The sequence below is a fragment of the Burkholderia sp. L27(2015) genome (assembly GCF_009765705.1).
GTDB lineage: Bacteria > Pseudomonadota > Gammaproteobacteria > Burkholderiales > Burkholderiaceae > LMUX01.
The window spans coordinates 1,035,742-1,048,210 of record NZ_LMUX01000016.1 but is presented as its reverse complement, the minus strand read 5'-3'; the positions used below and the strand labels follow the sequence as shown (position 1 = coordinate 1,048,210).

At 60.1% G+C, this 12,469-nt stretch carries 11 protein-coding genes; 5 read left to right on the top strand and 6 right to left on the bottom strand.

Annotated elements, in window-relative coordinates; translation table 11 throughout:
- Window positions 1-6: 6 nt before the first annotated feature.
- The 3 genes from GSQ77_RS12665 (at window position 7) to GSQ77_RS12655 (ending at window position 1,987) form a co-directional block, all read left to right on the top strand.
- The gene (locus tag GSQ77_RS12665) at window positions 7-657 is read left to right on the top strand and encodes a BON domain-containing protein (protein WP_158902482.1); all 651 of its coding nucleotides are present in this window, start codon (window positions 7-9) and stop codon (window positions 655-657) included.
- Window positions 658-753: 96 nt separating this feature from the next.
- Window positions 754-1,152, top strand: coding sequence for a translational machinery protein (locus GSQ77_RS12660; RefSeq protein ID WP_158902479.1), 399 nt, complete (start codon window positions 754-756; stop codon window positions 1,150-1,152).
- Complete coding sequence (locus GSQ77_RS12655; RefSeq protein ID WP_158902476.1) at window positions 1,142-1,987, top strand: universal stress protein; 846 nt, start codon at window positions 1,142-1,144, stop codon at window positions 1,985-1,987. The genes GSQ77_RS12660 and GSQ77_RS12655 overlap by 11 nt, the downstream gene beginning before the upstream one ends.
- Window positions 1,988-2,023: 36 nt before the next feature.
- Here the strand turns inward: GSQ77_RS12655 and arcC are convergent, their stop codons facing one another.
- The 6 genes from arcC to GSQ77_RS12625 all read right to left on the bottom strand — a co-directional run bounded on the left by arcC (window position 2,024) and on the right by GSQ77_RS12625 (window position 10,132).
- Complete coding sequence (gene arcC, locus GSQ77_RS12650; protein WP_158902473.1) at window positions 2,024-3,013, bottom strand: carbamate kinase; 990 nt, start codon at window positions 3,011-3,013, stop codon at window positions 2,024-2,026.
- 10 nt (window positions 3,014-3,023) lie between these two features.
- Window positions 3,024-4,025 (bottom strand): ornithine carbamoyltransferase, encoded by a 1,002-nt coding sequence (locus GSQ77_RS12645; RefSeq protein ID WP_158902471.1) that lies wholly within the window; start codon window positions 4,023-4,025, stop codon window positions 3,024-3,026.
- 43 nt (window positions 4,026-4,068) lie between these two features.
- The gene (locus GSQ77_RS12640) at window positions 4,069-5,292 is read right to left on the bottom strand and encodes an arginine deiminase (RefSeq protein ID WP_158902469.1); all 1,224 of its coding nucleotides are present in this window, start codon (window positions 5,290-5,292) and stop codon (window positions 4,069-4,071) included.
- A gap of 30 nt (window positions 5,293-5,322) precedes the next feature.
- Window positions 5,323-7,659: an ornithine decarboxylase gene (gene speC, locus GSQ77_RS12635; RefSeq protein ID WP_158902466.1), complete on the bottom strand. Its 2,337-nt coding sequence runs from the start codon at window positions 7,657-7,659 to the stop codon at window positions 5,323-5,325.
- Window positions 7,660-7,683: 24 nt separating this feature from the next.
- A complete protein-coding gene (locus GSQ77_RS12630; RefSeq protein ID WP_158902464.1) occupies window positions 7,684-9,171 on the bottom strand; it encodes a basic amino acid/polyamine antiporter in 1,488 nt (495 codons plus the stop codon).
- 154 nt (window positions 9,172-9,325) lie between these two features.
- Complete coding sequence (locus tag GSQ77_RS12625) at window positions 9,326-10,132, bottom strand: helix-turn-helix domain-containing protein (RefSeq protein WP_158902462.1); 807 nt, start codon at window positions 10,130-10,132, stop codon at window positions 9,326-9,328.
- 522 nt (window positions 10,133-10,654) lie between these two features.
- On the opposite strand from GSQ77_RS12625, the gene GSQ77_RS12620 reads away from it, so the two are divergent.
- Window positions 10,655-11,758 carry a PAS domain-containing sensor histidine kinase gene (locus GSQ77_RS12620; protein WP_254067570.1) on the top strand — a complete coding sequence of 368 codons (1,104 nt, stop codon included), beginning with the start codon at window positions 10,655-10,657 and terminating at the stop codon, window positions 11,756-11,758.
- On the top strand, window positions 11,755-12,402 hold the full coding sequence (locus tag GSQ77_RS12615) for a response regulator transcription factor (RefSeq protein ID WP_158902458.1): 648 nt from the start codon (window positions 11,755-11,757) through the stop codon (window positions 12,400-12,402). The genes GSQ77_RS12620 and GSQ77_RS12615 overlap by 4 nt, the downstream gene beginning before the upstream one ends.
- The last annotated feature ends 67 nt before the right edge of the window (window positions 12,403-12,469 follow it).

The following is a 12,469-nucleotide window of genomic DNA, read 5'->3' as shown; positions in this document are numbered from 1 at the left end:
CCTATCATGACCAGCGACACCCTACTTCGCACCGACATCGAACGCGCACTCGACTTTGAACCCAGTATCGATGCGGCGGGTATCGGTGTCGCCGTCAAGGACGGCGTCGCCACGCTGACCGGACACGTCGCCTCCTACGTCGAGAAGGTCGCGGTCGAACGCGTGGTCGGTCACGTGAAACACCTGCGGGCCATCGCCGAGGATATCGAAGTCCGTCTGCCGTTCGACAGGAAATATGAAGACGACGAGATCGCGCGCCGTGCCGCGGACGTCCTCGCATGGAGCATCTATCTGCCGGCCGACAGCGTCAGGGTGACAGTTGAAAAAGGCTGGGTGACGCTCACCGGCACCGTCAAGTGGCAATATCAAAAACAAGCCGTGGAAAACGCCGTGCACGGCCTCGGAGGCGTCGTCTTCGTGAGCAATCACATCAAGATCGAACCGCGGGTGACGACCGCTGACGTGCACGCGCGCATCACCCAAGCCTATCAGCGCAACGCCGCATTCGAATCGTCGGGCATCAAGGTTTTCGTGGAAGGCGGCAAGATCACGCTCAATGGCCGGGTCGGCGCGTGGCACGAACGCCGTACCGCAGAAGACGCGGCATGGGCGGTTCCCGGGGTCACGGAAGTCGTCGACAATTTGTCCGTGGCTTGATGTCCGTGTCCTGAACTCGCATAGGGCGCGCCGTCACTTGCATGCCGCGCCCTCTTTTTAAGGCTCATTGCAAGGCTCATTGCAGGGATTAATACCATGTCTTTCGACCACGTCATCGTGTGGTTAGACCACGCGCAAGCGCACGTTATTCACTTCACCCCCGAGACGGCGGCGAACGAAATCATCAAGACGCACTCGACCCATACGAAATCGGAAAAGACGGGAGGCGGCCGTCACGAGAACAAACCCTACTTCAACGATATCGCGAACGCACTTCAGGGTGCGCTTGAGATTTTGATCGTGGGGCCAGGTAACGAAAAGCTCGCTTTTCTAAAATACCTGCTGAAACACCAACACCATCTTGCAGAACAGGTGATCAGCCTGGAAACCGTCGATCACCCCACCGATCTGCAACTGTTGGCCTATGCACGCAAATATTTTGTCGGCGCCGCTAGGCTGAGCCGATCCACGCCAGGGGTGTCGCATGTCCTATAAAACCATACTTGTCCATGTGGACGAATCCGCTCACGTCGACGAGCAAATCGAAACTGCCGCGCGTCTGGCGATGAAATACGACGCGCATTTGATCGGCTTGGCCGCGACCGGGATATCGGCGCAGTTTTCATTTCCCGGTGCGATGGGCGAAGGCACGTTCAACTTCGCCGAGATTCTCAAGCCACTGCGGCAGCGCGCGGACAACGTACTCGCGAAATTCGAAACGATTACGCAGAAGTTCGACGTCAGGTCGTACGAGAAACGCGTCGCCGACGACGATGCGGGGGCCGCCTTGAGCCTGCAAGCGCGCTATGCTGATCTGGTCGTGATCGGACAAATCGATGCCAATGCGCCCGCCCTTTTCCTGGGTTCGGACTTCCCCCAATACGTACTCGTGAATTCCGGTCGCCCGGTGCTGATGGTTCCGTATATCGGCCACTTTGCGCAGGTGGGCAAGCGCGTACTCGTTGCATGGGACGCGAGCATGAGCGCAACGCGCGCGGTCACCGCGGCGATCCCGATACTCAAGCAGGCGGACTTCGTTCAGGTGGTGGTCTTCAACGCCGAGAAGCCATCGTGGGTGCACGGTGAACAGCCGGGTACGGACATCGCGCTTTACCTGGCTCGTCACGGCATCAACATCGAGGTCTCGCAACAAACGACGCCCTCCGATCTGGGCGTGGGCAACGCGCTGCTATCGCACGCGCTCGATTGCAACGCCGATCTGCTCGTGATGGGCGGATATGGCCATTCGCGGTTCAGGGAGGTCATGCTGGGAGGCGCCACGCGCACCATCCTGTCCTCGATGACGATCCCGGTGCTGATGGCGCATTAAGGCGAGTCTGCGGTTGTCCGGTAGCTATCCCACTAGCTATCCGGTAACTATCCCCGTAGCTATCGGGGCAGATGCCCCGCTCACGATCCCGCTCATGACCCCGACATCCATCCCGACCTGATCCGCAACGATCGATGTGCCGGCCGTCGCGGCAATGAGTTGCTCGATATCGGTCAGCGCACCGATCACAGCCCGGCGACCGGTGCGGCGCGCGAAATCGCATGCGGCCTCGACCTTCGGACTCATCGAGCCGCGCGCAAAATTCAGCGCACCGAACGCACCAGGATTCGCGCGCACAATGGGCCGGCGCGATGGGCTATCCCAATCCAAGTAGACCGCACGTACGTCGGTCGCAATCACAAACAGATCGGCATCGAGTTCGCGCGCGAGCATCGCAGCGCTGCGATCCTTGTCGATGACAGCCTCCACGCCGGTATGCAACCCGTGTTCGTCCACCACGACAGGAATCCCGCCGCCGCCTGCGCAAATGACTATCGTGCCGTGTTCGAGCAGCCACTTTACCGGGCGCAGATCGAGCAGCCGCGTCGGCGCCGGACTCGGTACAACGCGGCGATACCCACCCTCGTCTCGCGCCATCGTCCAGCCCTTGGCACGTGCAGCGGCGTCAGCGTTGGCCTGGGTATAGAGCGGCCCGATCGGCTTGTCCGGATGTTGGAAGGCCGGATCCGCACGGTCCACCTCCACCATCGTCAGCAAGGTTGCGCACGCGCGCGCTTGCGGGAGCAAGTTCGCGAGCTCCTGCTCGATCATGTAGCCGATCATGCCTTCGGTTTGCGCATCCAGTACGTCCAGCGGAAACGGCTCGGCCTGCGGCGTACTCACGCTCTGCAACGCCAGCAACCCCACTTGCGGGCCGTTGCCATGCACGATCACAAGATCGTTGCCGGCCGCCACCGCGGCGAGTTGAGCCGCGGCGACGCGCACATTAGCGCGTTGCGCATCGGCACTCATGCGCTCACCGCGCTTGAGCAGTGCGTTCCCGCCGAGGGCGACGACGATTCTCATGATGCGCTCCTCATGCCGACAGCGTTGCGACCAGAATCGCCTTGATCGTATGCAGACGGTTTTCCGCCTGCTCGAAGATGATAGCCGCGTCGGACTCGAACACCTGATCCGTCACTTCCACGCCGTCGGCAAGACCGTACTTGTCGGCGATTTGTTTGCCGACCTCCGTGCGGCTATCGTGCAGCGCCGGCAGGCAATGCATGAACTTCACGCGCGGGTTGCCACTGGCAGCCATCAACGCGGCGTTGACCTGGTAAGGCAGCAGCGCGTCGATGCGCTCGCCCCACGTCTCGAACGGTTCGCCCATCGACACCCAGACGTCGGTATAGATAAAATCGACGCCCTTCACCGCTTCCTCGCGCTGATCCGTCAAGGTGAGCCGCGCGCCGGTCGACGCCGCGATCTCGCGGCATTGCGCAATCAGCGCGTCATGCGGCCACAGGCTGCGCGGCGCGCACAAACGCACATCCATGCCGAGCTTGGCCCCCACGATCATGAGCGAATTGCCGGTGTTGTTGTGCGCATCACCGATGTAGCAGTAGCTCACCTCGTGCAACGGCTTGTCGCTGAATTCACGCATGGTGAGCATGTCGGCAAGCATTTGCGTCGGATGAAACTCGTCGGTCAACCCGTTGTACACGGGTACCCCCGCATACTTCGCGAGCTCCTCCACCACCTCCTGGCCATAGCCTCGATATTCGATCGCGTCATACATGCGCCCCAACACGCGCGCAGTGTCCTTCATCGACTCCTTGTGTCCGATCTGCGACGCGCCCGGATCGATATACGTGACGTGTGCCCCTTGATCGTGCGCCGCCACCTCGAACGCACAACGCGTGCGCGTTGATGTCTTTTCGAAGATCAGCGCGATGTTTTTCCCGGTCAGGCGCGGCACTTCGGTTCCCGCATATTTCGCGCGCTTGAGGTCACGCGACAAATCCAGCAGGTAGTGGATTTGTTTGGGCGTGTATTCGATCAGGCTTAGATAGCTGCGGTTGTGTACGTTGAACATGGCAAGTTCCGGTGATGGATCACATGAAAAATCAGATGCGCAATCAAATATGGATAGGGTCTCGCTCGATCGGGCAACTCAGGCAGTGGCTGCCGCCTCTGCCGCGACCCAGTTCTCCCCCTGGGATTTCGATGACTTCCACGCCTGCCTGACGCATCTTGCGGTTTGTGTAGGTATTGCGGTCGTAGGCAAGCACCACGCGGCGGTCCAGCGCCAGCACGTTGTTGCCGTCGTCCCATTGCTCGCGCTCGGTTTCGTACCGGTCGCCACCGGTGGTCAACACGCGCAACGAACCGACGCCAAGCGCTGCAGTCACGACCGAAAGAAACTTGTCGTCATGGCGCTCGTAGCGGATTTCACCGAGCGCATCGCCGGGATACAAGCTCGTGCACCGGATGCCGTCGGCAACGTCGGGGTAGATGCTGACGAAATCGATGTCGAGAAACGAGAACACGGTATCGAGATGCATCGCCGAGCGCTCCTTCGGCAACTGGCAGGCAATCACCCGCTTCGCGCCGTTACCTGCGAACAAGGCCCGCGCCACTTGCGTGACCGCCTGGGGGCTGGAACGCTCACCCATGCCGATAAGCACGACACCGTTGCCTATCACCAGCACGTCGCCGCCTTCCAGGGTCTCGACGCCGTAGTTGCGGTCGGGGTCTCCCCACCAAGTCTTGACCTTGCCCGCAAAGCGGGGGTGGAATCGGTACACTGCCGCAAGCAGCAGCGCCTCTTTGCGGCGCGCATTCCAGAACATCGGGTGCAAGGTCACGCCACCGTAGATCCACGCACTGGGGTCGCGCTGGAATATCAGGTTGACGAGTGGCTGAATCACGAACTCCGAATGCTCCAAATATCCGCCGAACAACCCGCGCGCGTCGAACGGCAACTCGTCCTTGGCGACGCCGCCGATCAGCACGTCCGCGAGCTTTTGCGCGGGCATCTCCTCAAGCCACAACCGCAGCTCACGCAACATGCCCGTACCGACCTCTTCTTCCACGATACGTCGATCGAGAATCCAGTCGCGCGCCGTGCTGTCCAGGCATATCTCGGCCAGAAGATGATGAAACTCCAACACCTCGATATCGCGTTCGCGCATCACGCGCGCAAAGAACTGGTGGTCCTCGATCGCTTTGTCGACCCACATGACGTCGTCGAACAACAGCGAGGCTCGATTACCGGGCGTAAGACGTCGATGCGCGAGGCCCGGGCAGCAGACCATCACCGCACGAAGTTTTCCTGCCTCAGAATGCACGCCTAAAGTCATGGTCAAGCTCCTTAATTCTTACTATCGGCGTTACTCGCGCACTACGTAGGTATAGAGACGAACCGTGCCGTCGGCTTCCGCTTTACGGTAAATGCCCTGAATTTCGTTTTCGAAACCCGGAAAGCGGTTTGCGCTTTGCTCGAACATCCGGAAATACTCGAGCATCGGCCTAGCCCGCTCGTCGTACCGCTCGCCCGGCACCACCACGCCGATGCCGGGCGGGTAAACCAAGGCAATGGTGGCGGCGATCTTTCCGCCGATTTTCTCGATCGGCAACAGGTCGACGTTGTTGCGCACCATCTCGTGTGTCGCTTCTTGAGGCGTCATCGCCACGGTCGGAAAATGCTCCGCACGAAATTGCTCGCGTTGCAGCCGGCTCACGCTGTGCTCACGATAGAACCCGTGCATTTCGGCGCACAGGTCGCGCAGCCCCACGCCCGCATAGCGCGCGGAATGTGTCGCTACGAACGACGGCATCACGTCGTCGAGCAATGCATTGTCGTCGTGCAGCTTTTTGAATTGAACCAACGCTGACAGCAACGTGCCCGCTTTCGTCGACTCCAACCCCGGCGTCAACAAAAATAGAATGCTATTGAGGTCGTTCTTCTCCGGCACGATGCGCCTTTCGCGAAGAAACTGCGCCAAGAGTGCTGCCGGAATGCCATGCGCTGCATACGCGCCCGTACAGCGATCGAACCCGGGCGTCAGCAGCGTCAATTTATTCGGATCGGTCATCGCATAGCCCGGCGCGAGATGCGCAAAACCATGCCATTGCTGCCCAGGAACCAGCGCCCAGTAGCGCGCGTCGCCGGCCAGCTCGTCGGTCGGCACATCCTCCCAGCGCTCCAGGCTGCCGCGCACGTCGACCCTATCGGGCACGAACGGATCGAAAAACCATTGCCGCGCCGGGTCCGTTTCGGTGGCTTCGAATTCGCGTTGCAGCAGGCGCATTTTCTTGCGCATCTCTATGCCGAGCTTGATGGTGTCGTCCCACAGCACTTCGCCCGAACGGCCTTTCATCATCTGCGCGCCCACATCGAGTGATGCGAACAAGGGATAAAACGGCGAGGTCGACGCGTGCTGCATGAACACTTCATTGAAGCGCCGGTGGCCGACCTGCCGACGTTGCCCGTCCAGGTGAGCGTCCTTGATATGGATCTGTGACGCTTGCGAGAAACCCGCCAATTGTTTATGCGTCGATTGGGTCGCGATAATGCCGGGGGTGGTCGGACCCAGTCCTTCCACGCCCATGGCAAACCGCCCTTTGAACAGCGGGTGGAATTTCATGAATCCGGCCCAGGCCTCATCGAACATGATGTATTCGCATAAGGGGCCGAGCTTCTCCACGATCATTTGGGCGTCGTAGATCGTGCCGTCGTACGTACATTGCTCGATCACCGCCACCCGGAACGGTCGCTCGCGCCGCCAGGCCTGCGGGTCTTCGATCAAAGGATTGGAACGTATGCTTTCGCGTATGTGCTGTTCGTCGAGCGCATCGAAATCGATGGGGCCGATCATGCCGTGTGCGTTGCGTTGGGTGGGAAGATAGACGGGAATGCCACCACCGAGGATCAGCGCGCCATGATGGGCCGCCTTGTGATTATTGCGATCGAACAGCACCAGGTCGCCGGGTGCGACCAGCGCAGTCAGCACGATCTTGTTGGAAGTCGACGTGCCATTGAGGACGAAATAGGTGCGCTCGGCACCGAAGATACGAGCGGCGGCCTTTTGAGCGGCCAGTGCCGGACCCTCATGAGTCAGTAAATCGCCCAGTTCAACCACCGAGTTATCGAGGTCGTTGCGAAACACGGCCTCGCCCAGGTGCTCCACGAACGCTCGCCCAATCGGACTCTTCTGGTAAAAGACGCCGCCGTTATGGCCTGGGCACGTCCACATCTGGTTCGCCTGTTCCGCGTAATCCACCATCGCGCCGAAAAACGGCGTTTTCAGCGATTCGGCATAACTGCGCAGATGGCTCGCCAGATTGCGCGCGACGAACTCCGGCGTGTCCTCTTCGATGAACACGTACCCCGTCACATCGCCCAACACGGCCACCGGCACTTCCTGCAGCAAGTGGCGCTCCACGAGGATAAAAATCGGCATGTCCAGACCGCGATCGCGCACATAACGGACGAACGTCTCGACCTCGCTTTCCGATTCGGTCAACGACCATTCCACGATCACGCATCCGAGCGCCGCATCGCTGCGAATTGCCGAACAGGCTTGTGCGGGCGTTGCGGTGAGCGTGGTGGCGTAACCGAGGCGCCCTAGCTCATCGACAATGCGCTGCAAACGCGATGGCGCGACTGACGGCGGGAGCGGCATCGTGCAGCAAAACAGAAAGCCGAACATCCGGTCGTACAACATGGCCATCTCCAGGAAAACATTGGGCTAACTGATCTTCACCTTGCCAAGCATGAACAACACGATCGCGGCAAGCGCGGCGAGCACAAGCACTGCGGCCACCACGGCTTCGCTGCGGCTGAAAACGGGTTGATCCGGTGCATGCTCGCGCCGTGCCCACCAGAAGACGGGGAACCCAAGCGCGAACAGGATGGTCGACATCAGGATGAACTGTGGGCCGGCCGCGTAAAGCAACCACAGCGCATAAATGGTGGCGAGCACGCCCGTCCAGATCGATTCGCGAGCGGTTTCGCCAGCGCTGGCCACATACTTCGATTGCGCCGCGAAGCGCCACAAAAATGCGGTACTGGCAAGATAGGGCGGCAAGATCATGACGCCGGTGATCGAAATCAGCCAGGTCCAGGCGTCTTGTGCGAACAGCACCACGAAGACGGCCAATTGCATGGTGGCGCTGGACACCCAGAGCGACGGTGCCGCGGCATGATGGCGATTTTCGTAAGCAAGAAACTTCGGAAATACGCCGTCTTTCGCCCCTTCGTACGGTAATTCGGCAACCAGGATGGTCCAGGCCAGCCAGCAACTGAGCAGCGAGATCAGCAGCGATACGGCGATGAACACGGCGCCCCAATCACCGACGGCGGCTTTGAGCACATAGGCGGCGGACGGCGCCGCGAGGCCAGCGAGTTGCGCCTGGTGCATCACGCCGAACGGCAACGCGGACAGCAGGAAATAGAGCACGGTACATACGATGAGCCCGAGAAAGGTGGCGGCACCGACCTGCGACGTCTTGCTTGCCCGATCCGATACCACCACTGCTCCCTCGATGCCGATAAACACCCATAAGGTGACCAGCATGGTGCTCTTGACCTGCCCGAGCAGGCCACCCAGATGTTCCTGCGCGCCCCAGAAATCGTACGAAAACATGCCGCCCTTGATGGCCACCGCCATGGCGCACAGCGCGACGGTAATCGTGCCGATATTGAGCACGCTTGAAATCACGTTCAACACGGCGGCCCGTTTGACCCCCGAGAGCACAGTGAAATGCATCACCCAGATCAGCGCCGACGCGCCGGCGATCGAGGGCCAATTGCTGCCGCTGGCGAACATGGGAAAGAAATAACCGACCGTCTTCATGATCAGCACTGCGAATGCAACGTTGCCGAACGCAGCGGACAACCAGTACCCCCAGGCCATCTCGAAGCCTGCCAGCGAGCCGAATCCTTCTTTCGCGTAGGAATAGATCCCGGCCTTCAGGTCAGGCCTTTTGTCGGCCAGCGTGCGAAACGTGTTCGACAGGAAGAACATGCCGAAGAGCGTGATGATCCAAGCGATGATGACCGCGGCCAGCCCCGCGCCCTGGGCCATGTTTTGAGGCAGGCTAAAGGCGCCGCCACCGATCATCGATGCAATGACCACCCCGGTGAGCAGCGGCAAGCCGAGCTTTCGGGTGTTGGCTTTGGCTGCAAGGGGGGCTTTCGCGGCGACTTCGAGAGCAACACTGTGTGACGGGTCCATGGCTTTCTCCAAGATCCTGTCGCGCGCTTGAGCCGCGCGAGCACTGCGGCGACACGGAATGCGTCATGTGCGCCGTCTGGATACATTCGAGATTAAGAGTAGGGAGAAGTCGCCCTGTTGATATGGATCAAATGCGGGGCAAGTCGCGATTCGCTTATTGGGACACACATTCACGAACCGGTGCCAACGACGGCATCGGGCCGTCCGCACTGACGCGGCGTAATGCGTCGACATCGAGAATCTTGATCTGACGGCCTTGCACCTCGATCAAATGGTCTTTCTGAAATTTCGAGAGCATGCGGCTCACGGTTTCGAGCTTCATGCCCAAAAAACTGCCGATTTCCTCGCGCTTCATGCGCAACTGAAACTCGGTAGGCGAATAGCCGCGTACCTGAAGACGCAGCGACAAATTCAGCAGAAACGCCGACACGCGCTCTTCCGCACGCATGCTGCCCAACAGCGTGAGCAGCCCCGACTCACGCGCGATTTCACTACACATCAATCGGTGCAGATGGCGCTGCATGGTCACGACTTCGTGGCAAACGGCTTCGAGCATCTGGAACGGGATGATGCACAACACGCTGTCTTCCAGTGCGATCGCGTCACACATGTGCCGCTCGGTGCTGACGCCATCGATGCCCAGCGGCTCGCCCACCAGTTGAAACCCGGTAATCTGCTCGCGCCCGTCGCGTAACACCATGACGGTCTTGAAAGAACCGGCCTTGATCGTATAGAGGCTTTGGAACAGATCTCCAGCGCGATACAGCGCTTCGCCCTGGCTGATCCTGCGCGTGGTGCAGATCATTGCGTCCAGCTGAACAAAGTCCGCCACGCTCAGCCCGCTAGGCATGCAGATATTGCGGGTCGCGCAATTCGAACAATGCACCGCGTCGGCGGATCGACGACCGGCTAGGGGCCGATACGCCAGGGGCTGAGCCAACGTACTATCGAGCGACATCATGGCATTTCTCCTGCTTGCTACATTGATTTCCCGACCCTCATCCCGATCGCATCGCGAATCGGTAGAGCTTCATGGGCTTGTCGAAGAAATGGCACGCGTCGCATACTGCACGGGTTTCATCGCGACGAACGATGGGAGTGGCTCCCTATAAGCAGTATCGGCGCACGTCATTTTTTTGGATATCGGACGTGACGGATGTTCGCGTAGGGTACGGCTACGCCGCGTGTAGGGAATTCCCTAGAGCACAGCGGGATGCCGCCGCCTGCGGCGAGGTAGCCTCGGATGCCGTCGAGTGCGCTCAGGTGCCGTTCGGCCCGCACCCGACCACCCGCCTGAATGTGCTGGAAAATTGAAGGAGAATGGCGCAGTATCGACAATTGAGTCTTATTGTCTCGACGTCGCGTCGACGAATGTCGCGACTGCGTACCATCGTTGCGCCGTTATGGGCAGCACGATCCCGTCCATGCCCTCATGCCTGTACGGAGTCGCCGTGCAGGCAAACTTTCCGCCGTGGACCCTTCAATGCCCAACTCGCGCGCAATAACAGACGAAGCGCGTCTACGCGCCATCATTCGCTCCGCGATGGAGGTCATCATCGTGGTCGACGAAACCCAACACGTCGTTATTTTCAACCCGATGGCCGAACGCGTGTTTGGCTACGCGGCGGCGGACATGATAGGCGCGCCGCTCGAGCGTTTCATGCCTGAACGTTATCGGGTCGAACACCGCGCCCACGTCGAGCGTTTCGGTGCTACCGGCGTTTCCGACCGGCCCATGGGCGGCCAGCGTCGATTGTTCGGCCTGCGTGCGAACGGCGAGGAGTTTCCCGTCGATGCATCGATCTCCCAAATCAAGGTCGGCGACGGCAAGCTTTACACCGTGATGCTGCGCGATATTTCGGAGCGCGTGCGCGCCGAAAATGCGCTGCACGCGTCGCGCGAAGACTTGCGGCGCTTGTCGGGCGGCATTCAGGCCGCTCGCGAAGAAGAAAAAAAGCGCATTGCGCGCGAAATTCATGACGACTTTGGCCAACAACTGACAGCGCTCAACTTGAATGTCACCATCCTCGAATACGAATTACGCGCGGACGCCGACAAAGCAGTGCTGCTCGAGCAGGTGCAGCAGATCTACACGCTGCTCGACCGGGCCGTTTCGTCGGTGCGACGTATCGCGGCGGATTTGCGTCCCGCAATGCTCGACGATCTCGGGCTGGAATCCGCAATCGAATGGCTGATCACCGATTTTTCCGAGCGCTATGGCATTGCCGTGACGAATGGCGTCGACATTCACCACATCGACTTCTCGCCGGACGCAGCAAGCGCAATTTTCAGGATCGTGCAGGAGGCGTTGACCAACGTGGCTCGCCATGCGCACGCGACGACGGTCAATGTGGAGCTGCGGCTCGAAGACCGTGGCTTTGTCGTCCAGGTAAGCGATGACGGCTGTGGCATAGCCAGCGATGCGAGTAGCCCCAGTAATTCCTTTGGGCTGCTCGGCGTGCGCGAGCGGGCGCATTTGCTGGACGGTGATCTCGATATCATCAGCGCGCCCGGCAAAGGCTTTCGGCTGACCGTGGTGTTATCGGCTGCCGCGCTCAAAGGTCAACTCAGCGGAGGAAAACCATGATCCGTGTCTTGATCGCCGACGATCACGCGCTGGTGCGCGACGGCCTGCGCTACCTGCTGACGAAAGCTGGCCAGTTCGAAATCGCGGGCGACGCCGCCGATGGCCCTTCCATCATCGCGTTGGCGCGCGTGCAATCCGCCGATGTACTGATACTCGATTTATCGATGCCGGGACGCAATGGTCTCGATATCATCAAACAATTGAGGGACGAACATCCGCACTTGAAGATCCTGGTCTTGACCATGCACGCGGAGCAACAATATGCGAAGCGCGCATTTGCCGCGGGCGCATCCGGTTACATGACGAAGGAAGCCGCCCGCGAGGAACTGGTCGCGGCCGTCGCGCGGATTGCCGGTGGCGGCATTTATGTCAGCGTGCCGATGGCCGAGCGGCTCGCCAGGGACCTGAGCAGCCCGGTTGCCGCCCAACCGCACGAGCGGCTGTCCGATCGCGAATTCGACGTGTTACGTCGCTTGGTGGAGGGTCATTCGGTGAATAATATCGCGCTGCAGCTTTCGATCAGCGCGAAAACCGTGAGCACTTATAAAGCACGGATCCTCGAAAAAATGCAGATGCAAAGCGACGCAATGTTGGTGCGATATGCGGTCCAGCATAAATTGTTCGACGAAGGCGATATCCCTTGATCGGCTGAGCCCTACCGCGTTGCCACGCGTCCACGTAGCATTCAAGATTGCCGCGAAATGTGTACAC

Excerpts from the sequence above, each read along its gene's own strand:
- GSQ77_RS12665 (WP_158902482.1), top strand. The coding sequence starts at position 7 with ATGACCAGCGACACCCTACTTCGCACCGACATCGAACGCGCACTCGAC.
- GSQ77_RS12660 (WP_158902479.1), top strand. The coding sequence starts at position 754 with ATGTCTTTCGACCACGTCATCGTGTGGTTAGACCACGCGCAAGCGCAC.
- GSQ77_RS12655 (WP_158902476.1), top strand. The coding sequence starts at position 1,142 with ATGTCCTATAAAACCATACTTGTCCATGTGGACGAATCCGCTCACGTC.
- arcC (WP_158902473.1), bottom strand. The coding sequence starts at position 3,013 with ATGAGAATCGTCGTCGCCCTCGGCGGGAACGCACTGCTCAAGCGCGGT.
- GSQ77_RS12645 (WP_158902471.1), bottom strand. The coding sequence starts at position 4,025 with ATGTTCAACGTACACAACCGCAGCTATCTAAGCCTGATCGAATACACG.
- GSQ77_RS12640 (WP_158902469.1), bottom strand. The coding sequence starts at position 5,292 with ATGACTTTAGGCGTGCATTCTGAGGCAGGAAAACTTCGTGCGGTGATG.
- speC (WP_158902466.1), bottom strand. The coding sequence starts at position 7,659 with ATGTTGTACGACCGGATGTTCGGCTTTCTGTTTTGCTGCACGATGCCG.
- GSQ77_RS12630 (WP_158902464.1), bottom strand. The coding sequence starts at position 9,171 with ATGGACCCGTCACACAGTGTTGCTCTCGAAGTCGCCGCGAAAGCCCCC.
- GSQ77_RS12625 (WP_158902462.1), bottom strand. The coding sequence starts at position 10,132 with ATGATGTCGCTCGATAGTACGTTGGCTCAGCCCCTGGCGTATCGGCCC.
- GSQ77_RS12620 (WP_254067570.1), top strand. The coding sequence starts at position 10,655 with ATGCCCAACTCGCGCGCAATAACAGACGAAGCGCGTCTACGCGCCATC.
- GSQ77_RS12615 (WP_158902458.1), top strand. The coding sequence starts at position 11,755 with ATGATCCGTGTCTTGATCGCCGACGATCACGCGCTGGTGCGCGACGGC.